Here is a 22676-nt window from a genome sequence, read left to right as displayed (position 1 = left end):
GAACTACTGAAACAGAAAATTATTTTCTTATTTTATAAGATACAAATTATGCTGTTTTCTAATCCTGTTTTTAAAAATAAATTAAATAGTGGGTTTTGTTAAGGAACGACTATGTAAAAGCCGAAGGCAGAACTCTGGAAGACATCACGAAGGAAATCCAAACCCGCGTCGATGAGAATTTTCTGCAAGGAAAAGCAGAGGCAAGACTCAACCTCGACGGCATACGCTACTACGTGCTGGGCGATATGGAAACCACCCAAATAACCGGAGAAAAAGTAGCTTACATGACGCAACTCAACATTATGCAGGCTCTCGCAATGAACGGGGGACTGAATCGCACGGTGGACCGGAAAAACATCACCATTCACAGAAAATATCCCGAAGGTATAAAAACGGCCAAATTGGATCTGACCAGAGAAGACGCCATGAATTCACCCTATTATTGGCTGCAAAATGGCGACATCATCTATCTGAATACCAATAGGAAAAGCATCAACGGATTTGGTAAAGAACCACTTCAGACTTTGACAACCGGCGTATCACTGATAACCACCGTGCTATCTATCTATTTAATAACCAAGAACTTATAATAAATGATTCCTGAAAAAGAAGGAAATAATAAGACTGCGGCACAGGATGCTGAAAAAATAGGTTCATTCGGTTTGTTTGATCCGCTGCATTTTGCGCAAAGAGTTTTTAAAAACTGGTATTGGTTCGTGATCTTGGGGTTTTTGGGATATTGCATTTCATTTGTCTACAATAAATATTATGCACAGCGGATTTATTCCTCAAGCCTTTCTTTAAGTATCTCCAACAATACATCGAGCTACTTCACGCCCAATCAATCCATTAATTTTATTTGGGGACAGGGTGGCAATCAGGATGGCATCTACCTCAAAAAAATATTGCTTTCCCGCAGCCACAACGAATATCTGGTAAAAAAACTGAACCTTCTGACCAACTACACGACTAAAGGACTCATCAAAACCACCTACCTTGACCGCGAAGACAGCCCCGTGTTTCTGGAAATGGATAGAAATCATCTGCAACAGGTCAACTTTCCTATTACCCTTATTCCGAAAGGTAAAAACAAATATGAAATTGTGTTGCCGGAGGAGGGATTTTCCAACTATCTCTACAATTACAATACAGAAACCATGGAAGCCGTGCCATCCTACCCCAGGCCGGGAAATAAAATTATAACGGTAAACGAATGGTACGAATCTCCAAATTTCAAATTCAAACTAATACCCAATCATACGCCTAAAAATTTGGATCTTGACAACATAATCGTAACACTCGCACCTGTAAATCAGGCCGTTAACAGTATTATTAGAAGTCTGTCCGTCGAGTTTGATAAGGAATTATCCTCCATCATGATCATCAGCAAAACGGGATATAATCTAAATAGTACGGTGAATTTTCTTAATAATTCTGTACAGGAATTAATCAAAAAACGACTGCAGGATCAAAATATTGTAGATCAAAATACGGTAGAATATCTCAACGACAATCTAACGAAAATACGAAAGAAACTCGATTCCAGCGCTGCCGTGATTAACAATCTGAAGATCAATAACCGCCTTTTCGATATGGAAAACATCGACTCGAAAACGCTGACAAAACTTAACGATCTGGAAGCTCAAAAAGCGGAACTCCTTATCAAAATGAATTCTCTCGACGATATAAAATCATCCGTCAGTACCAACAATATAGAGCGAATCATCAGTTTGAATCTCGCAGGCATTGAAGATGGTAACTTCAACGCATCGATCTCGGAATTGAAAACGCTTTATGCCAAAAGAAGAGAGATGGCGCAGGTCTATACGCCTACTTCCGAACCTATGAGAGAAATCAACCGACAGATAAACGAAGCTAAATACACCTCTCAAAGTGGGTTGAAAAAATATTATCAAGGCTATGACGACAAACTGGCAAAAATCAACAGCGACCTCGCAAAGATAGATCAAGAATTGGTAACCTTGCCGGAAAAGCAAAGAATGTTCTTGGATGCGCAACGGGGTTACAACATCATCGAAACTACCTACAATACTTTGCTGAGCGAGCAAGCCAAATCACAAATGCGGGTCGCCACAAACCAGAGTAACCTAAATATTATAGACAAAGCCAAAAATGTCGGCCAGGGTCCGATAGCTCCGGATATAGAAGCCACGCGGCTGCAGATTATAGGAGGATTGCTACTGATCCCCTTGATATTTTTGGGCGTGAGCGAACTCCTGGATAATAAAATCCGAAACGTGAAGGAACTACTTTCGGCGACGCGTATTCCTTTGCTTGGCGTCATAGGACACAACGTGTATGATAATAATTTAACGGTGCTTCAGGAACCCAAATCTTCAATATCGGAAGCCTTCCGAGCCATCCGGGCAAATCTTCGTTTTCTTTTTGATGAAGAGCAGGCCAGCAAAGTGGTTCTGGTCACCTCCTCTATCAGTGGCGAAGGTAAAACGTATGTTTCCATTAATATCGCATCGGTCTTGGGGCTCAGTGGTAAAAAATCCGTTCTTATCGGGATGGATCTTCGAAAACCCAAAATATTTGGCGATTTTAAAATCAACAATAAGAACGGAGTCTCCAATTATTTGACGGGTCAGGTAGAACTTAATGAAATCATCAATCACACCAGCATCCCGGGTCTGGACGTGATCACCTCAGGTCCCATCCCACCCAATCCTTCAGAGCTTCTGATGAGCGACAATAATATGAAGTTCATAGAGCGGCTCAAAGAGATCTACGAATATGTTATTATAGACTCGCCGCCCGTAGGACTGGTCGCAGATTCTTTTGAACTCATCAAAAAAGCCGATACCACCATCTATGTCGTCCGCCACGAGTACACCGAAAAACATATGCTGCGGATGATTACCGAAAAATACTTCAACAAAGAAGTTTCTAATTTGGGACTTGTTTATAACGATTTCACTTTGAAGCAGGGCTACGGCTATGGCTACGGCTATGGTTATGGCTATGGATACGGCTATGGATATGGATACTTCGATGAAGATAAGAATTATAAGGAACCCACCATCATCAAAATCAGAAATAAACTGAGAATGTTTTTTAATAAAAAATAAGAGCCTTTTTAAGGCTTTTGTTTTTTTATAGACTATTTTTCAGATCTCTTCGTTTTTATAACAATAATTTATATTTTGCCGACTTTATTTAACTTATCATTAAGAAGTTCCTTAAACTAAAAATGTTTTATATTTGCACCAAATTTTTGAAGAGTAGACGCTTCTGTATATTGAGAATGAGCAAAAAGCTAACTTATGCCTTTATCGCAATCTTATCTTTTCTGGATTTTGCCAATGCGCAAAGACATGAGATTGGGGTACAGATCGGTATGAGTAATCTGGTAGGCGACATCGGGAGAACCAACTATGTTCTGCAGAAACCCTTTGGAAGCCTTTCAGACGAGGGCCTGCCTTTTTATGGCGGATTGATGTACAGGAGGAATTTTAATCCCTACCAGACTGTCCGGCTTAATCTGGGATATAGCCATATCCAGTTTGATGATGCATATGCCAAAGAAGACTACCGCAGGATGAGAAACCTCCGAGGAACCAACTCGGTGTACTCGGCAGATTTGCTTTTCGAATATAATTTTTTGCCGGTCAATAATGAACAAGTGAGTATGCTAAGTCCTTATATTTTCGGAGGGTTTTCAGGGTTATTAATGGAGGGCTCGAAACCGGAACTTACGATTAATTCCGTTTCGGATGTGCAGGTCAATTACAAACAGGAAAAAACATTTACAATGGCCGTGCCGTTTGGGGTTGGGCTTAAGTATAAATTTAATTACAATTGGGCTTTGTCGGGAGAATTTACTTTCCGACCGACCTTCTCGGATCAGGTGGATTACAGTTATCTGGAAGAGCAAGATGTATCGGTAGTTCATACAGCGTTGGATGAAGCACAAACCGCCGCCATCGTTCAGGATTTTGTCCAACAACGAAATATCGGTAATCCAAATTCAAAAGATTGGATTAACTCCGCAACACTCATCCTGTCTTATTCTTTTGGAAGACCGCCCTGTTATTGTAAATAGTGTTATGGAAGACCTGAAAAAACTTATAAAAAATGATAAACTGCCCCAGCATGTTGCTGTTATAATGGATGGGAATGGCAGATGGGCCAAATCTAGAGGGAAAGAGCGGACTTTTGGACACAAGAATGCCATAACAGCGGTTCGCAATGTGATTAACGCATGCAATGAAATCCACATTCCTTATCTCACGCTTTATACATTTTCTTCGGAAAATTGGAACCGGCCAAAAGAGGAAGTCGATACGCTGATGAATCTTTTGTCCGAAACATTGTTGCTGGAAGCCGAAGAGATATTTTCCAAAGGATTGCGGATGCACGTCATCGGTGAAATATCGACCTTGCCAGATCTGGTGAGAGATCAGCTGCTGAATGTGGTAGATCTTACCAAAGGGAACAAAGGAGGCAACCTCATCCTTGCCCTGAGCTACGGTTCCAAAAAAGAAATTCTGAAAGCAGTGAAGGAAATCAGCGCCGAAGTAAAAGAAGGAAAATTAAAAATTGATGCCATCGATGAGCAATGTTTTGAAAATCACCTCTATACAAAGGATTTTCCGGCGGTAGATCTGCTGATAAGAACAAGCGGTGAGGTGCGCATCAGCAATTTCCTGCTTTGGCAAATTGCCTATGCAGAATTGCAGTTTTTGGATGTCTTATGGCCAGACTTTACCAAAGAGACCTTTTTCCGGTGCATTTTAGATTATCAGAACAAGGAAAGACGATACGGAAAGACCAGCGAGCAGCTACTTTCATAATATATTTAGAAAAGAGAACTTCAAAAAGAATGAGATTAAGATTTATACCCATGATATTGCTGGCAGCCACGGCGTTTTTGAACGCACAGGTTGCCCCAACGGGTACCAATGCAGAAACCGAACTTGCAGCAAACCAGAGCCAAGAATACATCCTGAAAGACATCGTTGTAGATGGTGTCAAAAGATACACCCCGGCTCAGATTCTGCGCTTCACAGGTCTGGTGAAAGGAGAGAAGTTGGAAATTCCCGGGCAGAGGGTCAGCAATGCCATCAAAAAACTTTGGGAGACTCAGGCCTTTTCTAAAGTCGAAGTTTACATCCAAGATGTGGAAGGTCAGAACGTTGTCCTCCAGTTCTCCTTGCAGGATCTTAAAGAATTGGGCGAAGTGAAATTTACGGGAAGAGGAATCGGGAAATCCAAAAATGAAAAACTCATCAAGGATAATAACTTGAAGCCCGGCACCAAAATCAACAACAACTTGGTTTCGAGCCTGCAAAATAAAATCCCTCAAGAATATATAGCAAAAGGATTCGCCGATGCCAAAATCAATATCATCGAGAAACCCAACGAAAAAGATCCCAATTTGGTAGACTGGACCATCGAAGTAGCCAAAGGCAAAAAAGTAAAGATTGACCAAATCCGGTTCGAAGGCAACACGGCGGTCTCCGACAGGAAATTGCGCAAGAAAGGATTTAAAGACACCAAACAGAAACGTTTTATTGTGGGTATTTTCAAAACGTCAAAATTTGTGCAGGACAAATATGAAGAAGACAAGAAAAACCTCATCAACTACTACAACTCCTTGGGTTTTAGGGATGCAACCATCGTTTCAGACTCTGTGACCCGAAGCAAAAAAGGCTACGACATTAATATAAAACTTAATGAGGGCAAAAAGTATTACATCGGCGATATCACCTTCATCGGCAACACCACTTTTACCACCGAATTTTTACAGCGGGTTCTGGGTTATAAAAAGGGTGATATTTATGATGCGGTGGGCTTCAACAAAAAAGTGGGAGACGATGGCGGCAAGGAAGACGATTCCGACATCAAATCGATTTATATGAACAACGGATTCCTCTTCTCTACCGTGACACCTATTGAGAAATCTGTGAAAGGAGATTCCGTCAACCTCGAAATTAGAATAAGCGAAGGCGAAAAAGCAACCTGGAACCGCGTGACCTGGTCCGGCAATACCACAACGCATGACCACGTGATTTTACGAGCATTGAGGACAAAACCCGGATCGCTCTTTGCCAAAACAGACATTAAAAGAACATATTTCGAATTGGCCGGTATGCAATTCTTCGATCCTCAACAAATCGGAACCGACGTGAAACCCAATCCGCAAGACAACACCGTGAATATGCACTGGACCCTCGTAGAAAAAGGATCATCTCAGGTACAGCTTCAGGCGGGATATGGCGGCGGATCTTTCATCGGAACTCTGGGCTTGACGTTTAATAATTTTTCTTTGAAAAACTTCCTAAAATTTAAAGACTTCAAACCGGTGCCGCAAGGTGATGGGCAAACACTTTCGCTGCAAGCACAAGCTGGGCAATACTTCACGAATTACGGGATTTCTTTCACAGAGCCTTGGATTTTCGGCACCAGACCTACCGCGCTGAGTGTGGGACTGAATTATTCCAACGTCAATTACTCCATGTCCACCGGCGATCAGAAGATGGATATTTTCTCCGCCACCGTGGGGCTCACGCGAATGTTAAAATGGCCCGATGATTATTTTTCGCTCTATACAGGAATTCAGTTTCAAAGCTACAAATTTAGCAACTATCCGTTCTATTTCGGTGATGCACTGGAGTATTACGGCAATACCAAGTCATTTAGTTTTAATCTGGGGCTAAGCAGAAATTCCGCCGGTTTAGACCCTGTTTTCCCAACTTATGGATCCAACGTCGAGGCTTCCGTAAAATTCACGCCACCCTATTCGTGGTTTGAAAATAAAGATTATGCCACTATGAGTGTATTGGAAAAATACAAGTGGATGGAATTCTATAAAGTGAAGCTGAAAGCCGACATCTATAACGAAGTGATAGGAAAACTTGTTCTCAGAACTACCGGCGAGATGGGCTTCCTAAACGGATATACCAAAGAACTCGGCCCGCCGCCATTCGAAAGATATTATGTGGGCGGTGTGGGATTGTTCAACGGCAGATACGACGGTAGAGAGCTGGTGCCTCTCAGAGGCTACGAAAATGCCTCCTCCACAGGTTTCAGTCCATCATCCACATATGATATCACACCGTACGGCGGAGCAACGATATATAACAGGTTTTCTGCAGAATTGCGTTACCCGATCTCTATGAATCAAACGGCGAAAATTTTTGTTTTGAGCTTTGTAGAAGGGGGTAATGCCTGGAACAGCTTCGGTAGCTATAATCCGTTTAAACTAAAAAGATCAGCAGGTTTCGGCATCAGAGTTTCTATGTCAGCCTTCGGATTGATAGGATTTGATTTTGCTTATGGATTTGATAAAACATTAGGAAGTTCTGATCCTTCGGGATGGCAACAACATTTCTTGATGAATCAACCATTATAAAATAATTTTTTATTTTTACACCATGAAAAAAATAGTTTTAATAACCATAATGATACTGTTTTCGGCAGCACAGGTCTCCGCCCAAAAAATCGGCGTGGTAGATACAAATTATGTTCTGAGTAAACTGCCCCAATACAAAGAAGCAGAAAACAGACTCAATGCCCAGATCGCCCAATGGCAGGCAGATCTGCAGAGGCTGCAAGCAGAATATGAAAGAAAAAAAGAGGCCTTCGAAAATGAAAAAGTGCTATTGGTGGGAGATCAACTGAAACTTAGAGAAAAAGAGGTCATAGATTTGGAGAATAATATCCGCAACACCATCGGCGGAAGATTCGGATCCAACGGCGAGGTCAATCAACTGAGAGCCAACCTTACAAAACCCTTTCAGGATCAGATTTGGAATGCCATCAAAACCGTCTCTACCAAGAATAATCTGGGCATAGTTCTTGATAAAAGTAACAATATCAGCGTCATTTTCCTCGATAAAAGATACGACTATACGGAGGCTGTTTTGAACCTATTAGGCAAAACACTTCCAAAAGCCGAAGAACCTAAAAACAATACGCGCCCCGGCGTAAAGGAATCGGGCAAGACGAACACCAAAACAAAAAGCGCGGCACAGCGCAAAACCAAATCTTAACAATTTTAAACCAAAACAAGCTTTAATTAAATATAAATTATAAACATAACTTTTTAAAATGAACAAACTAAATGTACTATTGGTAGCCATTGTAATGGTTTTTGCCACCGGATTCGCAAATGCTCAGAAATTAGCTTCTGTAGATGTCAATTCCATTTTTACTTCTATGCCGGAAATGAAAGCTCTGGATACGCAGTTGCAAACTTTGCAAACCGCAAAACAAGCAGAGTTGGAAAAACAAGGAAAATCTCTACAGGATTTGATGGCAAAGTATCAAAAAGAGGCTCCTACGCAGACTCAGGCCATCAACGAGCAAAGAAGCCAAGAAGTTCAAAAACTTCAAGACAATCTGCAACAACTCTATGCAGCGGCTCAAAAAGATATCGCTGAAAAAAGAGATGCAGGATTGGCACCTATTGAGAAAAAAATTAATGATGCCATTACCAAAGTGGCAAAAAATGCCGGCTACGAATATGTTTTCGATGCAGCGAGCCCCGCTCTGTTGTACAAAGCAGGCATCGATGCCACGCCTGCAGTGAAAAAAGAATTAGGTCTGTAAAAGCGCGACAAAGACAAATGACAACCGTCTCGACATTTTCGGGACGGTTTCTTGAATATTGGTTTAATGGAAAAGGAATTTTCATCCACGGTAAAAATCCGTTTTTCAGATTGCGATCCCCTCGGACACCTGAATAACGTCAAATACCTCGAGTATATGCTCCACGCAAGAGAAGACCACGTGGAAAAAAATTACGGTTTTACCTACGAAGAATACTTAGAAAAAACGGGCTCCATTTGGATCACGGTCAACAACGAAATTGCATATCTCAAAGAAGTACGCTACAATGCTACGGTAGAAATCACCAGCAAAACCATCTTCGTGAATGATCTTACCGTGGTTGTAGAATTGCTGATGAAAGATGAAAATGGCCACATCAACGCGGTCTTCTGGCTCACAGTGATCTATTTCAATATGAAAACAAGAAAAGCAGAGAAAATGCCAAAATCTATCATAGATCAGTTCGAACATTTTCTGGTAGCAATAGATCACCATACTTTTAAAGAAAGAGTGGCGTTTTTCAGAAGCCAAAATAAGATTAAATGAAAAGAATATTGGTCGTGGGCGGAAACGGACAGTTAGGCCGTTGCCTACAAAAATTAGCACCGAAATACCACGATCGGTTTGATTTTAATTTTACCGGATCTGAAGCCTTGGATATTACAGACAAAGCACAGATTGAGAAAGAATTCGAGGAGTACAAACCGGATTTTGTCATCAATGCTTCGGCGTACACGGCCGTAGATCTGGCAGAAAAGGACGAGGAAAAAGCCTTCGCAGTCAACGCTACCGGAGTGGGCTATCTGGCCGAAGTTTGCAATGACTACAACGCCATCCTGATTCATATTTCCACAGACTATGTTTTCGATGGCGAGACCAATCTCGGCTACTCCGAAGACGATTTTACAAATCCCATCGGGGTTTACGGCGCTTCGAAGCAAAAAGGAGAAGAACTGGCGCTCGAAAATAATCCCAAAACAATCATCCTCAGGACTTCGTGGCTTTATTCAGAATTCAATAAAAATTTTGTAAAAACGATGCTTCATTTGTTTGAGGTCAAAGACGAACTGGGCGTCGTAGCCGATCAATACGGCCAGCCTACCAATGCCAACGACCTCGCCGAAGCCATTATGGACATCATCGAAGCTAAAAATAAGACTTTCGGAATCTACCATTATTCCAACTATCCGGAAACCACTTGGTATGAATTTGCCCAAAAAATAAAAGAATTTTCGGGTTCCGACGTGAAATTAAAAGCAATTGGCACGGCCGACTTTCCGACGCCGGCAAAGCGACCCCGAAGAAGCACAATGTCTTTGGACAAAATCGAGAAAGATTATCAAATAGAACCGAAATATTGGGAAAACAGCCTTCAGGATTGTATAGAAATCCTAAAAATAACCCATGCGTAAAATCCTGTTATTAGTCACTGTTTTTACTTTTCAGTTCTTTTATCTTCAGATTGTGACGCTGAACAAAGTTGTAAAAACCAACGAAAACAAAGACAAGTTTTTGTATAAAATCGAGGACTTTTCTAAATCGGAATTCTTGGGTGAGATACTTGTGAGTGCCTATTCTAACGATGATGTCGAAATATTTTCGGACATTTATAAAAAAGCCAAACAGATCGGCGCCAACACTTTTGCCTTAAAACCGATCGAAAATGTTGATGGCACGATCCAGAAGTTCAATCCGTCTTATTATATTCTTAATTTATATTATACCGCTGCGGACGACATTCCGAAAGAAGAAAATGTCGTTTATCTGATTTCGGCATCGGAAAAGAAACAGAAAATTAATATCAATAGCAAAACCATCGAGTTGCAGCCCAGAAGTTTCATCAAATTGGAGCTTTCAGGCGGTGAAGTAATGTCAGTCTCTACGAGAAAACTCTTGGGATCTACGGTAAAATTGTCAGCAAAAGAAGGACAGCCGGCTTTGTATTTATCATTGACCGATTTCAAAATCCGCAGCAATGATAGTATCTACGGCGGTGTCAATTTCAAATCTGGCGATATTACGGGATTGGAAAAGTCGTTTGGTATGTTTTTGACTACTATCTATACCGGACAGAAAAACGATTAATGTTAATAAGTTGTAACCATTGAAATGCTTATTTTTAGGAAATAATTTATTAACTTTATACAAGCAGATTTCAGAACCGGGTATTTGTAATTCTCAACACTCAATCTCTAGTCTAAAATCTTAACACTATTGGAAGAATTTTTTGAAAACGAACTTGCTCAAAAGTTCGAACAAATGATAGAGAATAATGATGAATTCTATTTCGATACCGAAGAGTACGTAGAAATAGTCATCTATTATCTGGAGCTGGGCGATTACAGCTATGCAGAAATGGCCGTGAACCACGCTCTGAAAATACATCCCAATTCCATAGAAATCAAAACCAAACAGCTGGAGGTTTTCTTGGAGTTGGAACGCTACAGCAAAGCCAAAGGATTGATTGATGAGCTCCACCAGTCTTCTTTGGAAGATACCGATTTTTTGGTCTGCTGTGCCAAATATTATTCAAATCTCGGAAACCCGAAAAAATCCCTCGAATATTGCCGCAAGGCCTTGGAATTGGAAGAAGAAGAGAATTTCCTCCATAACTTTATGGGAGACGAGTATGCCAATCTGGACGATCCGTTCAACGCGCTGAAGCATTACACAGCCGCTTTGGAGCACGATCCTTATGACGACTACTCTTTGGAAAATATAATGTTGTGCTACAACAAGCTCAACCGCTCGCAGGAGGCCTTGGACTTCCTAAACCAATATTTGGACAAGTTCGCTTTTTCGGAAACGGCTTGGTACGAGTATGGCCAATTCCACTTCAACAAGAAAAATTACGAAGAAGCCATCAAGGGTTTCGACTATTTATTGGCTATTAATTCCGAAGCCATAGGTGTATATGCCAACAAAGCGGCCTGCTACGAAGCAATGGGAGAATGGGACAAGGCCATCGCAGTTTATGAAGAAATGCTGGATCTGGAATATACCCAGGCCTTTACTTTTTATAAAATCGGACTGTGCTACAAGGAAACCAAAAAATTGGTTGCCGCTCTTACGTCTTTCCAAAAATCCTTGCGAGAAGATCCTCAATTTTACTTGGCGATGATGGAGCAGTCCTACATCTACGAAGAACTGGGAAATCCCAAAGAAGCACTTTATTTTGCTCAGGAAGCTACGGCTCTCAGCGAAGGAAATGTAGACTATCAAAAGCGCTTGGCGCTTCTGTACATCACTTGCGGGGACTACGAAGAAAGCCTAAATTGCCTCAGGAAATTGGTAGAAACAGAACCCACACGGTTTCACAATTGGTATGCATACTCCGAAGTTTTGATGCTTATTGGTGAATACGAAGAAGCCGTAAACGTTTTGGAAAAGGCTTTGAAAACGCATCCTCGCGCCGAATTATATTATCAACTGAGCAACTGCTATTTCCATTTGAAAAGCAAACCCGAAGGCCTTCTGATGTTGGAAAAAGCTTTGGAACTGGATCCTTCGCTCAGCCAAGATATGCAGAAAAGATATCCTTTCATCAAAGAACAGGTCAAAAAAATAAAGACCAAAAAGAAATAAAATAAAGCTCAGATTGTCTGGGCTTTTTTTGTTGACAAATTAGGTGGTATTTGAAGAATTTTCAACGAAATACGCTGCAACACCATACCATTTACGAAATTGGATTTACTTTTTGCCCACGTTTTAAAATATTAAGATAGTCGATCTTTGGGATCATTTTTGCGCCCAGATTTTCCAGATGTTCGGAATATATTTGGCAATCTATCAGGTCCCACTTATTTTTATATTTGCTTGTAAAGTGGATGAATGCGGCTTTCGACGCGTTGGAAACTTTGGCAAACATACTTTCGCCACAGAAAACCCGGCCCACTTCCACTCCATAAAATCCACCGACCAGTTCGCTGTTTTGCCAAACCTCAAAACTTTTTGCTTTTCCAAATTGATGTAGTTTTAAAAATGATTGGATGAGTTCTTCGTGGATCCAGGTTCCGTCCTGATCTTTTCTTTCGGCCATTTTGCAATTCCTCATCACTTCTTCGAAACATTTATTTTCTGTAAATTCAAAAATATCGTCTCTCAGAATTTTCTTCATCGACTTTGAGATTTTGATTTCGTTCGGGAACAAAACAAATCTCGGATCCGGACACCACCACAGGATTTCTTCGCCTTCGTTGTACCAGGGAAATATTCCCAATTGATAGGCAAACCAAAGTCTTTCCGGTCTCAGATCGCCACCGATCGCCATCAATCCGCCATCAGGGTGATACAGTTCGGGATCGGGGAAAGCGATATCATTTGGATCTAAACGAAGCATTTTTATTTATCGGATATTAATTTCATTAATTGATTTAACAAAACCTTTTCGAATATTCTCATAATCAAAATGTTGCCCATTTTTTACCACCCAATTTCCCGCAACAATGGTTCCCAAAAGATGAGATGAATCGGACGAATAAACTATCGTATTGCAAAGGTTTTTTAGTGATGAAGTAGCGATCAAAGGCGCTTTTGCATCGATCAGAACGGCATCAAAGCTTTGTCCGGTTTTGAAGAAATTGTCATTCTGAAAAGCCATCGATTTTCGGCCGGATTTCCAAGCCATTTTCAAAGCATTAAATCCGCTGTCGCCAAGATTCGGCTGGAAAAAAGTATCACGCCGGTGCGTCTGAATGCGTTGTCCATAGTCCAGAATTCGCAAATCTTCCAAAGGATTCAAGCCAATTTGACTGTCTGTTCCGATGGCCCAATTTCCGCCATAATCTTGATAATCCTTAAATCGGAATCTTCCGTCGCCCAGATTTCCTTCTGTGGATGGGCAAAGCACAACGTTTGCACCGGATTTTGCAATGCCTTCGACTTCGTTGTCTTCCAAATGGGTGCAATGAATAAGATTGAAATTCTCATTCACATCACAATTTTCCAACAGCCATTCGGCCGGTCGTTTTCCGTAGAAATCGACGCAATCTTTGATTTCCTTCAACTGTTCTGCCACGTGAATATGGAAAGGATAATTTTTCGCAAGCAAGGAAGATTCCATCAAATCCTCTTTCTGAACTGCTCTCAAAGAATGCGAACCGACCGCCAAATTAGCCTTATCATAAAATTTGATCGATTGTTTCGAAGCCTCCAACAATTGATAATAATCCTCAATATTTTTTGAGATAAAACGTCTTTGCAAATCGTAGGGCTCTGTTCCGAAATTCCCTTTCTGATAAAACATCGGAATCAAGGTCAGTCTGATGCCTGTTTTTTTGGCTGCTGCGACCAATCTTTCGGCCATTTCGGAAAGATTTTGGTAAGCTTTGCCCTCTTTGTCGTGATGCAGATAATGGAACTCTGCCACCGATGAATAACCGTTTCTCAACATTTCTGCGTACAACATTGCCGCCACATCTTCCATCTGCTTGGGCGAAAGCGAAAGGGCAATTCTGTACATCGCATCGCGCCAGCTCCAGAAATCATCCGGAATTTCTGAGTCTTCAAAATATTCTGCCAAGCCGCTCATTGAGTATTGGAAAGCGTGCGAATGGGCATTTTGAAATCCCGGTAAAACATACGCATCTATATACTCGCCTTGCGGTACATCAACGGTTTTCAGTTCAGATATATTTCCGGATTCGGTCAGTTTTACAAACGCATTCTGCAGCCAGCCGTTTTCGGTCAGTAGTCCTTTGAATGTGTACATTTTATTGGTTGATAGTGATTGGTTTGTAGTTGTTTGTTTTGAGGGCAATTTGCAAACCCGTGACAATTTAATCTAAATTTTTTTTATCGATTCGATCAGTTTTGCCAAAGTTTCTTTCAAAACCATTTGAATTTTTTCTGCATTTTTTTCATCATATTTTGTTTCCGTAGAATCCATATAATTGGTTTTGCACATTTCCAGTTGCAAGGCGTGAATGCTTTCCTGAGGTTTTCCGAAGTTCCTTGTGATGTAACCGCCTTTGAAGGGATGATTGTGAGAAAATTCGTAACCTTTATTTTGTAAAGAATCCATTGCTGTTTTGATTAATTCGAGATCTGCAGACGTTTCGTCATTGTCACCGAGAATCAAATCCGGAAAATCCTCGGAACGAATGCCCGGAACAGATTTCCTTATCGAATGCGCATCAAACAACAACACTTTCCCGAATTCGGTTTTTGTCTGGTGTAAAAGTTCAGCTAACTTCTCGTGATAAGGATGGTGATAAAGTTCCACTCTTCGTGAAACTTCTTCAGCATCTGGCGTGCAATTATCTTTATATATTTGATTTCCATTGAAATCTGTAATTGTCACAACATCCGTAATCACTCTACCATCATTATAAAGCGGTTGGTTTTCCGGATTTCTATTAAGATCAACAACCCATCTGCTGTAATTGGCTTTGATGATCGTAATTCCCAATTCGGTGGCAAAATGATACAGCCGATCCACGAACCAATCGGTATCGTCCAATTGTTCAGCCAATTCGGCATTCATCTTAGATTTGATATCATCGGGAACATAAGTGCCGGCGTGCGGAATGCTAATGATGATGGGAACTTTCGGGGCAGATGGTTCCGTGATTCTAAAGATTTCCATAAACGGTTTCAAAGTTGAAATATAAAAAGAATCCCCGCATCTTTTAGTAAAAATGCAGGGAATGTATGGTTTATCGATCTTCGAAACTTAGAATGGCAAGTCGTCATCTTCATCCTCTGCGAACACATTCTTGTTTTCTGCAGCCGGTTTTTCTTGGTTAGGCTTAGCTTCGGTTGGTTCATTGAAATCTGCCGAGCCCTCTTTTTCTATTCTCCAGCCGGTGATAGAATTGAAATATTTAACCTCGCCTTGCGGACTGGTCCATTCTCTACCTCGTATGTTGATATGAACTTTCACTTTATCTCCCACTTTGCATGCATTCAGCAAATCGACTTTTTCTGATAAAAATTCAATATTAATTGGTTGCGGATATTGCTCTTCCGTAAGAAGCACCAGCTCTTTTTTTTGAAATCCGCTTGCGAAAGTTTGTAAATCCGAAATTTTTTTGATTGTTCCTGATAGTTCCATGTCTCGAAAAATGTTTTTAAGATTGTAAAGGTAATAAAAAAGTATGGATGATGTTCGAACCTGATAGTCAAAAAACTTAAAAAAATATTGATAATATTTTGAAGTGAATATGAAAAGTGTCTATATTTGCACTCACTAAAACGAAAGAAAAGTAGTTCTTTAGAGTAATGCGGATGTGATGTAATTGGTAGCCATGCCAGACTTAGGATCTGGTGCCGTGAGGCGTGGGGGTTCGAGTCCCTTCATCCGCACCAAGAGAAAAATTTCTAAGAGATTAGGGATTTTTTTTATGCGAAAATAGCTCAGTTGGTAGAGCACGACCTTGCCAAGGTCGGGGTCGCGGGTTCGAGTCCCGTTTTTCGCTCATATTTACCAAGCCCTGGTGGTGGAATTGGTAGACACGCAGGACTTAAAATCCTGTGTCCGTAAGGACGTACGGGTTCAAGTCCCGTCTGGGGTACTTAAAAAGACTGTTAATCATTGATTATCAGTCTTTTTTGTTTTAGAGGGGGAACAAAAAGGGGAAAGTGTTTTTATCTATTTCCTTAGTAACTATTCAATAAAAAAGTTTTCAGCACTAAACTTTAAATGTAAAATCACATCACTAAAAGCTTTATTTATATAGATAACTAAACTTATTCGAATATAAACTTAAAATTATTTATATATTTAGAATGTAAATTTGAATGTCTAAATTTGCATTTTAAAGTTATACCAATTAAATGAACCAAACCTTACTTACCAGATTGTTTAAATCTATCGAAGGCAATAAAGAAGAGCCTTTGGTAAGGATAGCCTATTCTATTATTGAGGATGAAAGGAAAAAGGGGCATACAAAATTGGCTGAAAGGCTTGATACAATTCTAGAAGGAAATCTTGCAAAAGTTATTGAGCCGCAGAGATCACAAGTATTAAAACTGACAAAAAGCAAAGATGATATTTTTTCGATTCCTGCCGATAGAAGGTATAAGTTACCTTTAGCAACTCACATAGAAAATGATTTTTTAAGACACGATATGGTTCTTGCCCCATCGGTGGAAGAAAAAGTGTTGAGAATTGAAAAGGAATATATTGCAAGAGAAAGGTTAGCTCACCACGGTCTTAGGCCTCGTCAAAAAATCCTTCTATATGGTAGTTCAGGATGTGGAAAAAGTATGACAGCTGAAAGAATTGCTTGGGATTTGGGATTACCTTTTTATAAAGTTCGTTTCGATACAATCATTTCCTCTTACCTTGGGGAGTCAGCATCAAACCTAAACAAACTGTTTGAAAGTATTGAAAACTATCCTTGCGTTTTACTTTTAGATGAGTTTGATATCATAGGACAACAAAGAGATTCCAAATCTAATGATATTGGTGAAATCCACCGTATCGTTAATATAGTTTTAGGACTTCTAGAAGAGTATAAGGGGGAAGGAATTTTAATTGCCACAACAAATTTAGAAGGTAGCTTAGATAAAGCTTTATTTAGAAGATTTGATGAAATAATTGAACTACCTAGACCAAATGAAAATGAAATCATAGATTTACTCAAAATAACATTTTCAGCATTAAGACTTAGTAAAGATATTGACCTCAGTAATTGTGCATCTAGAATGCAGGGGTTATCGTACGCTCTCGTTGTTAAAATAGCAAATGATGCGGCAAAAAAATCAATTATAAATTCAAGCAAAGAAATTTCTGTTAATGATTTGGATAAAGCACTAGAAGAAAACTTGGCTTTTAACAAATAATTATATGGAGAGATTTCCTCATTTAAAATTCCTACAAAAGGTTTCTGGAAAACCTCGTTTGCACGGAGGCGGGACACCTAATCCTCAATCAGAAGAAAATAGGCGCAATAAATCAGGACACTCAGGATATTTGAGTAGAAAAACGTCAAATTTAAAAGACCATTGGTATAGTGAACTTAGCAGGAGAGAAGGTAGCGACTTAGCTCCTATTGATGCTGATGTTATTCCTATTTTTCTTAAAATTAATCCCGACATAATTGGTTATGATTTTGATTTAAATCAATTTGGAATTGAAATAATTTCAGAAGAAGAAGATGGTTATATTATCGGAGCATCTTTGGATGGCTTTACGTCTTTAGATGAAAAGATAAATAAATTTTTTAATGGAGAGCACGGAGGAGGTAAAATTGCTGAATTTTGGGAAATTATAGATGGAAATCAATGGAAGCCAGATCATATTCTATCTGATTTTCTGAAATCGATATGGCAAAATGTTGATGAAAATACCAACTATAAATTAGAGGTTGGAGTAGCTTTTGATAAACCGTCAGCAAAAGCACCAGATCCAAATAAGCAGGGTTATGAAGGCCGATTGGAAAAATACAGACAAGAACTCATCGAGCGTGATGATAGATTTTTGGAAAGGCAAGAGGAATTTGAAGAATTCATAAATTTTTATGGTAATATTACCCGTGATTTTATTGATTTAGAGGATAGTTTTTGTTGTGAAGTTGAGATTAGCGGAAGAGGTTTAAAAGATTTAGTATTAAATTATCCCTTTGTATTTGAAGTTTCGGAAGTAGATGAAATTTCAGGTATTAATTCGGAATCAGAAGAAACCGAATCGTTCGAAATCGAAATAATTGCGCCAGAAGAAGATGCTCCTGAAATTGGAGTGATTGATAGCGGTATAATGGAAGGAAATAAATATCTTTCGTCGGCAATAATTTCTGAAAACTCAAAATCTTACATAATAGGTGATGTTTCTACTGCAGATTATGTAAGAGGTGGAGGGCACGGAACTCGTGTGGCGGGAGCAATTTTATATCCATATGGTGTCAGTAATATTTCCAATCCGTATCAACTCCCTTGCTATGTAAGAAATTTAAGAGTTTTAAATCAAGACAATAAGCTTACAGATAAACTTCCTGCTCAGCTAATGCAAGAAATAATTGCTGACAATGAAGACTGTAGAGTATTTAACCTTTCGGTCAATTCTTGTTTACCATCAAGAATTAAACATATGTCATCGTGGGCAGCTACCATTGACACACTCATTAATGAAAAAAACATTTTATTTTTAATATCCGCTGGAAATATTTCAATTAATGATCAAAGAGGTTTTGGGATTAATCATTTTCTAGAAAATGGAAAAAATTATCCTGATTATTTAGATGAACCATATTGCAGAATTGCAAATCCTGCACAAAGTAGTTTTGCAATTACGGTAGGTTCAATAAATAATATTTCGTTTGACAATGATGATTTTGAATCATTAGGTGATCAAAATGAAATATCTCCTTTTTCAAGAATTGGAACTGGTATATGGGGGATGATAAAACCGGATGTTGTTGAGTATGGTGGAGGATTAGGCATTTCTAAAACAGGGAATGTTGTCTCTATTAAAAATGAATTATCTCCAGAATTAGTGCGATCTACTCTGCACGGAGGTTCGGCAATTGGGAACGATATTGTAGGAACTTCATTTGCAACTCCAAAAGTTTCATACATTGTAGCACAATTATTAAAACTTTATCCCGAGGAAAATATAAACTTGTTAAGAGGCTTAGTGATACAAGGTGCTAGATTACCAGAACCCTTTTTTGAAGCCCCAACGGCTACTAGCATTAAACACTTTGGTTATGGAATACCTTCTTTGGAAAGAGTGACTAACAATAGTGACCAGCGTGTCACATTTTATAATAGTGGAAATATAAGGGCGGAAGAAGGGCATATCTATTCATTGAAAATCCCGGAGTTTTTAAGGTCTCCTGCAGAAGAATATGATATTTTAATTGAAGTTACTGTTTCCTATACTGCTAAAGTACGAAGGACAAGGCAGAAGACAAAATCTTATTTATCTTCCTGGTTAGATTGGACAAGTTCAAAAATGGGAGAGTCGTTTGAAAATTTTAAAGATTTTGTTCTTAAAGAAATTGAAAATGAAGTAACTACCTATGACAGAGATGAAAGAAATTCAATGTCAGGCTGGAATTGGAAAATAAAAAGTGATAAAAGAGGCGAGGTAGATGGCATTAGCAGAACGAATAGTACTGTTCAAAAAGACTGGATAATCATAAAATCGCACGATTTGCCTGAAGATATTAATTTCGCTATCAGAGGTCATAAAGGGTGGGATAAATCGAACGGAGAAATTCCCTATTCATTAGTAATATCAATTGAAATCTTAAATTCTAATGTGGAAATTTATGAAGCAATCCGAATTGAGAACGAAATTGAAATCCCAGTATAAATATTAAACAGATGAAAAAAAGTATAAATATTTTATTTGGTAATGATTTAAAAGATTTGGGTTATAAAATGTCTACAGTTAATCATTTTGAAAAGAAATACAAAAACTATATTTATTGTATTGATAGAGATATAAGTGACTTTTTATTGTTACGGCTACTAGTAAGCAACTCTTTTGGTGAAACTAAATGTATCGAAAGTAAATTTATACCTGACCTATCTACATATTCAATCAATGAGTTTTTAAATATAATCAATGAAACTGAAAATGCTTATAGTACTTTAATTAAAGAAATTAGTAAATGAAAATATTGCGAATACAAATTATTCGCAATATACAAACTAAATCTTCTATGAAATATTTATCTTACAGATTAAAAGGAGGATGTGTTATTATAAAATTAACCAGCCTATCTACAGTATTTTCGTACCAACTCATCGCAGGAGCGAATAGCCCTGAAGAATGCCTTCTTGTTACTCTAGCCAATGGAATTTCAAACACATTTGCATCCGTAGGATTTATTTTTAAGGTAGTAAAAAAGTGATTTCTCTCTCAACCAATGTCTCTTACGCTACTTAAAACAACATCAATGTCTTTGTCACTATGTTTGATAGTAAAATCTCTTAAATTATTTATCACTAATGCATCGTCGCTAGGTGAATTCACTATAATATATTGACTTTGTTCATTAAAAGTTCTGTGTAAAAGAATCAAAAAATCTGTACCTCTGGTAGGAGGAAATGTTCCATCAGCAACTGTAAATATAAAAGGAGGTAATAGTAATACATCGGTTAATCTTGTAACAGTGGAGGTTTTACCGGAATCAGGCTGACCTCCGAATAGTAGAAAATTCATAATGGTTATTATTCTTGTTTAAAATTACTTTAATTCTATTATTTGACAAATTATTCGCTAAAAGTTTGGATTTTTAATCCATCTGTAAAATTATATTTTAAAATCTTAATCTCTTTACGGTTTTCCGTATATTCCTAAAAATAATAGCCCCAAAGGAGGCTAATTTAGGAAGCTTGTTGTTATTTTACGGACTTCAAATTTTAATTAAAAAGACTCTTTACTTTAATTTTCAGATACATCTGTAATAGAATAATTTTGTGACAATAGCCTCTCTAATTTTTCTTCAAACTCGGTAGAACTGAACTTTATATTTTTGTCTTTTTCTTCATAATCAATGCCTTCTTTGATATCATCAATTAATCCATTTTTATCGATAAAAACATTTCTTGGATAAGTGTTTTGTCCGATTTTAGTTGTGAATTTGATTGCATTGACTAAATGTAAATAATCAAATTTCTTTTTTCCTAAAAACTTGTTAACTACATCTTTGTTATCAAATGTAATCGCAATAAAATTTACTCTGTCACTATATTTATCCTTCAATCTTTGTAATGCGGGAATTTCCAGCACACAAGGTGCACAGGTGGTAAACCAAAAGGTTATAAACGTTGGTTTTCCCTTTAAATCTTCCAACTTTAATTGTTTCCCATCTAATGTTTCAAATGTAAAATCGGGGAATTTTTTACCGATGTAAGACTTAATTGCATCTTCATCATTGGAAGACTCACTCACAAAAGATAAACTATATTTTTTATAGATAGTATTCCCTGCAATGCTGTCGGTTATTTCTTCGTTTAATTTGCCGTTGGGAGACTCTTTCTGCATTTTTTCAAAAAAATCTTTTTTCATTTTTTGATACTCTGCTTCAGTTTTTAGTGAACCTCCTTTTTTAAATTGGTAAAAAATATTGTTTTGAGAATATGAAAGACTAAAAACAACAAAGGATAATATAAATAAAATTCGGGTTTTCATTCTCGTAATTGATTTGTTAGCAGTAATGCAAAATTTTGATAGTTGATGAAGTAAGTCGGTATATTTTAAAAATTGGGAATTTCATTGTATCTCAAAAGAAATTCTATGAGAATAGAAACCAATTTAATTATTATCTCGTTCATTATATACATACACTTCAAATCAATTTCACTTATTATAAACTACAAATTTAATAATGTTTCGAAAACATTTATAAAGCTCTATTTAAGAGTTTTTAGTTATCAGGGTATGGTATAACCTTATCTATTTCTAAGGGTAAATAATATTTTTTAATACTCTGCTGTAATGCTTTTCTTTTTTTAGCAATTTCTTCAGGAGTACTTACATCATGCTCTGATGCGATAGAGCCTCCTTTTTTTGCAAATTGACTTAAAACTTCAACAATATTATTATAATAGTCCAGCTTTATTTTGTGATATTGATTTAAAGAAATAGAAATAGGCTTTTTACCGTAGTGCGTTTCTAAAAAGTCAGTTGTTTCAAAAGTTTTTGGAAGATTTTTATTTTCCAAAAAAGTATAGTGAAAAATATTTTCGGAATCATAAACTTCAAAAATCAAACCAGGCAGCCCTTGAAATTTATAAGGGCCTTCCTGAAAAGGGAATTCAGTACTGAACCAAGCTGTCCATTGTCGCCCACCAAAATTAGTTGTTGCTTTATGGAGTGTAAAATTTTTATTTTTTTTTGTTTCATTTTCTATTTTCCAATCCATTTTATCTGTAGAAGTTATTAAAAAATAGTCATAACCAGAAGAAATGTACGTTCTGTTTTCAGTACTGTTTCTTTTTCTTGATATTAATTGCTCGGATGGTGAAAAATATTGTAAAGGTGTTCCGCTTTTTCTGATAGAGTCCTGTTTTACAAATTCGTAATCGTAAAATTTCACTAAATCTTTATTAATATCCAAAGCCATATTTACTATTACAGTATCCTCTTTTTTATGAATTTCTAATTCATAAATAAATCTGTGAGTTTGTGCGAAGGAAAT

Annotated in this window: 20 protein-coding genes, 3 tRNA genes and 1 pseudogene; 17 read left to right on the top strand and 7 right to left on the bottom strand. The window is 38.1% G+C overall.

Going from position 1 to position 22676, the window contains the following annotated elements; all coding sequences use genetic code 11:
* Window positions 1–113: 113 nt before the first annotated feature.
* The 11 genes and pseudogenes from DTW91_RS12195 to DTW91_RS12145 form a co-directional block, all read left to right on the top strand.
* Window positions 114–590: pseudogene (locus DTW91_RS12195) on the top strand (polysaccharide biosynthesis/export family protein); the annotation flags it as partial.
* Between the two features lie 3 nt (window positions 591–593).
* Window positions 594–3095: an exopolysaccharide transport family protein gene (locus DTW91_RS12190; RefSeq protein ID WP_125203640.1), complete on the top strand. Its 2502-nt coding sequence runs from the start codon at window positions 594–596 to the stop codon at window positions 3093–3095.
* A 176-nt stretch (window positions 3096–3271) separates the two neighbouring features.
* A complete protein-coding gene (locus tag DTW91_RS12185; protein ID WP_125203639.1) occupies window positions 3272–4069 on the top strand; it encodes a DUF6089 family protein in 798 nt (265 codons plus the stop codon).
* Window positions 4070–4073: 4 nt separating this feature from the next.
* The gene (locus DTW91_RS12180; RefSeq protein ID WP_125203638.1) at window positions 4074–4820 is read left to right on the top strand and encodes an isoprenyl transferase; all 747 of its coding nucleotides are present in this window, start codon (window positions 4074–4076) and stop codon (window positions 4818–4820) included.
* A gap of 29 nt (window positions 4821–4849) precedes the next feature.
* Window positions 4850–7381, top strand: a complete 2532-nt coding sequence (gene bamA, locus DTW91_RS12175) for an outer membrane protein assembly factor BamA (protein WP_125203637.1) — start codon at window positions 4850–4852, stop codon at window positions 7379–7381.
* A gap of 22 nt (window positions 7382–7403) precedes the next feature.
* Window positions 7404–8021 (top strand): OmpH family outer membrane protein, encoded by a 618-nt coding sequence (locus tag DTW91_RS12170; RefSeq protein ID WP_125203636.1) that lies wholly within the window; start codon window positions 7404–7406, stop codon window positions 8019–8021.
* A 58-nt stretch (window positions 8022–8079) separates the two neighbouring features.
* Window positions 8080–8580, top strand: coding sequence for an OmpH family outer membrane protein (locus tag DTW91_RS12165; protein WP_125203635.1), 501 nt, complete (start codon window positions 8080–8082; stop codon window positions 8578–8580).
* A 66-nt stretch (window positions 8581–8646) separates the two neighbouring features.
* On the top strand, window positions 8647–9126 hold the full coding sequence (locus DTW91_RS12160; protein WP_125203634.1) for an acyl-CoA thioesterase: 480 nt from the start codon (window positions 8647–8649) through the stop codon (window positions 9124–9126).
* Window positions 9123–9992 (top strand): dTDP-4-dehydrorhamnose reductase, encoded by an 870-nt coding sequence (gene rfbD / locus DTW91_RS12155; protein WP_125203633.1) that lies wholly within the window; start codon window positions 9123–9125, stop codon window positions 9990–9992. Before DTW91_RS12160 ends, rfbD begins: the two co-directional genes overlap by 4 nt.
* Entirely contained in the window at window positions 9985–10665 is a 681-nt protein-coding gene (locus DTW91_RS12150; protein ID WP_125203632.1) for a hypothetical protein, read from the top strand. Before rfbD ends, DTW91_RS12150 begins: the two co-directional genes overlap by 8 nt.
* 129 nt (window positions 10666–10794) lie before the next feature.
* Window positions 10795–12165: a tetratricopeptide repeat protein gene (locus DTW91_RS12145; protein ID WP_125203631.1), complete on the top strand. Its 1371-nt coding sequence runs from the start codon at window positions 10795–10797 to the stop codon at window positions 12163–12165.
* Window positions 12166–12256: 91 nt separating this feature from the next.
* Here DTW91_RS12145 and aat read toward each other — a convergent pair whose 3' ends face one another.
* The 4 genes from aat to DTW91_RS12125 all read right to left on the bottom strand — a co-directional run bounded on the left by aat (window position 12257) and on the right by DTW91_RS12125 (window position 15634).
* Window positions 12257–12919 (bottom strand): leucyl/phenylalanyl-tRNA--protein transferase, encoded by a 663-nt coding sequence (gene aat, locus DTW91_RS12140; protein WP_125203630.1) that lies wholly within the window; start codon window positions 12917–12919, stop codon window positions 12257–12259.
* 6 nt (window positions 12920–12925) lie between these two features.
* The gene (hutF, locus tag DTW91_RS12135; protein ID WP_125203629.1) at window positions 12926–14290 is read right to left on the bottom strand and encodes a formimidoylglutamate deiminase; all 1365 of its coding nucleotides are present in this window, start codon (window positions 14288–14290) and stop codon (window positions 12926–12928) included.
* A gap of 72 nt (window positions 14291–14362) precedes the next feature.
* Window positions 14363–15166 carry an N-formylglutamate amidohydrolase gene (locus DTW91_RS12130; RefSeq protein ID WP_125203628.1) on the bottom strand — a complete coding sequence of 268 codons (804 nt, stop codon included), beginning with the start codon at window positions 15164–15166 and terminating at the stop codon, window positions 14363–14365.
* 87 nt (window positions 15167–15253) lie between these two features.
* Window positions 15254–15634 carry a DUF3127 domain-containing protein gene (locus tag DTW91_RS12125; protein ID WP_125203627.1) on the bottom strand — a complete coding sequence of 127 codons (381 nt, stop codon included), beginning with the start codon at window positions 15632–15634 and terminating at the stop codon, window positions 15254–15256.
* A gap of 169 nt (window positions 15635–15803) precedes the next feature.
* On the opposite strand from DTW91_RS12125, the gene DTW91_RS12120 reads away from it, so the two are divergent.
* The 6 genes from DTW91_RS12120 (at window position 15804) to DTW91_RS12095 (ending at window position 20145) form a co-directional block, all read left to right on the top strand.
* A tRNA-Leu gene (locus DTW91_RS12120) sits at window positions 15804–15888 on the top strand.
* Between the two features lie 37 nt (window positions 15889–15925).
* Window positions 15926–15998, top strand: a tRNA-Gly gene (locus tag DTW91_RS12115).
* Window positions 15999–16010: 12 nt separating this feature from the next.
* Window positions 16011–16094, top strand: a tRNA-Leu gene (locus DTW91_RS12110).
* 262 nt (window positions 16095–16356) lie between these two features.
* A complete protein-coding gene (locus DTW91_RS12105) occupies window positions 16357–17367 on the top strand; it encodes an AAA family ATPase (RefSeq protein WP_125203626.1) in 1011 nt (336 codons plus the stop codon).
* Between the two features lie 4 nt (window positions 17368–17371).
* A complete protein-coding gene (locus tag DTW91_RS12100) occupies window positions 17372–19840 on the top strand; it encodes a S8 family peptidase (protein ID WP_125203625.1) in 2469 nt (822 codons plus the stop codon).
* 11 nt (window positions 19841–19851) lie between these two features.
* Window positions 19852–20145: a hypothetical protein gene (locus tag DTW91_RS12095; protein WP_125203624.1), complete on the top strand. Its 294-nt coding sequence runs from the start codon at window positions 19852–19854 to the stop codon at window positions 20143–20145.
* A gap of 247 nt (window positions 20146–20392) precedes the next feature.
* Here DTW91_RS12095 and DTW91_RS12090 read toward each other — a convergent pair whose 3' ends face one another.
* From DTW91_RS12090 to DTW91_RS12080, 3 genes are all read right to left on the bottom strand, one after another.
* Window positions 20393–20695 (bottom strand): hypothetical protein, encoded by a 303-nt coding sequence (locus DTW91_RS12090; RefSeq protein ID WP_125203623.1) that lies wholly within the window; start codon window positions 20693–20695, stop codon window positions 20393–20395.
* 222 nt (window positions 20696–20917) lie between these two features.
* The gene (locus DTW91_RS12085; protein WP_125203622.1) at window positions 20918–21667 is read right to left on the bottom strand and encodes a TlpA family protein disulfide reductase; all 750 of its coding nucleotides are present in this window, start codon (window positions 21665–21667) and stop codon (window positions 20918–20920) included.
* A gap of 235 nt (window positions 21668–21902) precedes the next feature.
* Window positions 21903–22676: GLPGLI family protein (locus DTW91_RS12080; protein WP_317126019.1), on the bottom strand; the 774-nt coding region annotated here is incomplete at its 5' end.

The organism is Chryseobacterium sp. SC28, assembly GCF_003932955.1.
Taxonomy (GTDB): Bacteria; Bacteroidota; Bacteroidia; order Flavobacteriales; family Weeksellaceae; genus Epilithonimonas.
The sequence above is the reverse complement of the archived record's forward strand: the minus strand, read 5'-3'. Positions and strand labels throughout refer to the sequence as shown.

Coding starts and splice junctions, on each gene's coding strand:
- DTW91_RS12190 (WP_125203640.1), top strand. CDS start 594: ATGATTCCTGAAAAAGAAGGAAATAATAAGACTGCGGCACAGGATGCT.
- DTW91_RS12185 (WP_125203639.1), top strand. CDS start 3,272: ATGAGCAAAAAGCTAACTTATGCCTTTATCGCAATCTTATCTTTTCTG.
- DTW91_RS12100 (WP_125203625.1), top strand. CDS start 17,372: ATGGAGAGATTTCCTCATTTAAAATTCCTACAAAAGGTTTCTGGAAAA.
- DTW91_RS12165 (WP_125203635.1), top strand. CDS start 8,080: ATGAACAAACTAAATGTACTATTGGTAGCCATTGTAATGGTTTTTGCC.
- DTW91_RS12105 (WP_125203626.1), top strand. CDS start 16,357: ATGAACCAAACCTTACTTACCAGATTGTTTAAATCTATCGAAGGCAAT.
- DTW91_RS12170 (WP_125203636.1), top strand. CDS start 7,404: ATGAAAAAAATAGTTTTAATAACCATAATGATACTGTTTTCGGCAGCA.
- aat (WP_125203630.1), bottom strand. CDS start 12,919: ATGCTTCGTTTAGATCCAAATGATATCGCTTTCCCCGATCCCGAACTG.
- DTW91_RS12130 (WP_125203628.1), bottom strand. CDS start 15,166: ATGGAAATCTTTAGAATCACGGAACCATCTGCCCCGAAAGTTCCCATC.
- DTW91_RS12150 (WP_125203632.1), top strand. CDS start 9,985: ATGCGTAAAATCCTGTTATTAGTCACTGTTTTTACTTTTCAGTTCTTT.
- rfbD (WP_125203633.1), top strand. CDS start 9,123: ATGAAAAGAATATTGGTCGTGGGCGGAAACGGACAGTTAGGCCGTTGC.
- DTW91_RS12180 (WP_125203638.1), top strand. CDS start 4,074: ATGGAAGACCTGAAAAAACTTATAAAAAATGATAAACTGCCCCAGCAT.
- DTW91_RS12085 (WP_125203622.1), bottom strand. CDS start 21,667: ATGAAAACCCGAATTTTATTTATATTATCCTTTGTTGTTTTTAGTCTT.
- DTW91_RS12160 (WP_125203634.1), top strand. CDS start 8,647: ATGGAAAAGGAATTTTCATCCACGGTAAAAATCCGTTTTTCAGATTGC.
- bamA (WP_125203637.1), top strand. CDS start 4,850: ATGAGATTAAGATTTATACCCATGATATTGCTGGCAGCCACGGCGTTT.
- DTW91_RS12090 (WP_125203623.1), bottom strand. CDS start 20,695: ATGAATTTTCTACTATTCGGAGGTCAGCCTGATTCCGGTAAAACCTCC.
- hutF (WP_125203629.1), bottom strand. CDS start 14,290: ATGTACACATTCAAAGGACTACTGACCGAAAACGGCTGGCTGCAGAAT.
- DTW91_RS12125 (WP_125203627.1), bottom strand. CDS start 15,634: ATGGAACTATCAGGAACAATCAAAAAAATTTCGGATTTACAAACTTTC.
- DTW91_RS12095 (WP_125203624.1), top strand. CDS start 19,852: ATGAAAAAAAGTATAAATATTTTATTTGGTAATGATTTAAAAGATTTG.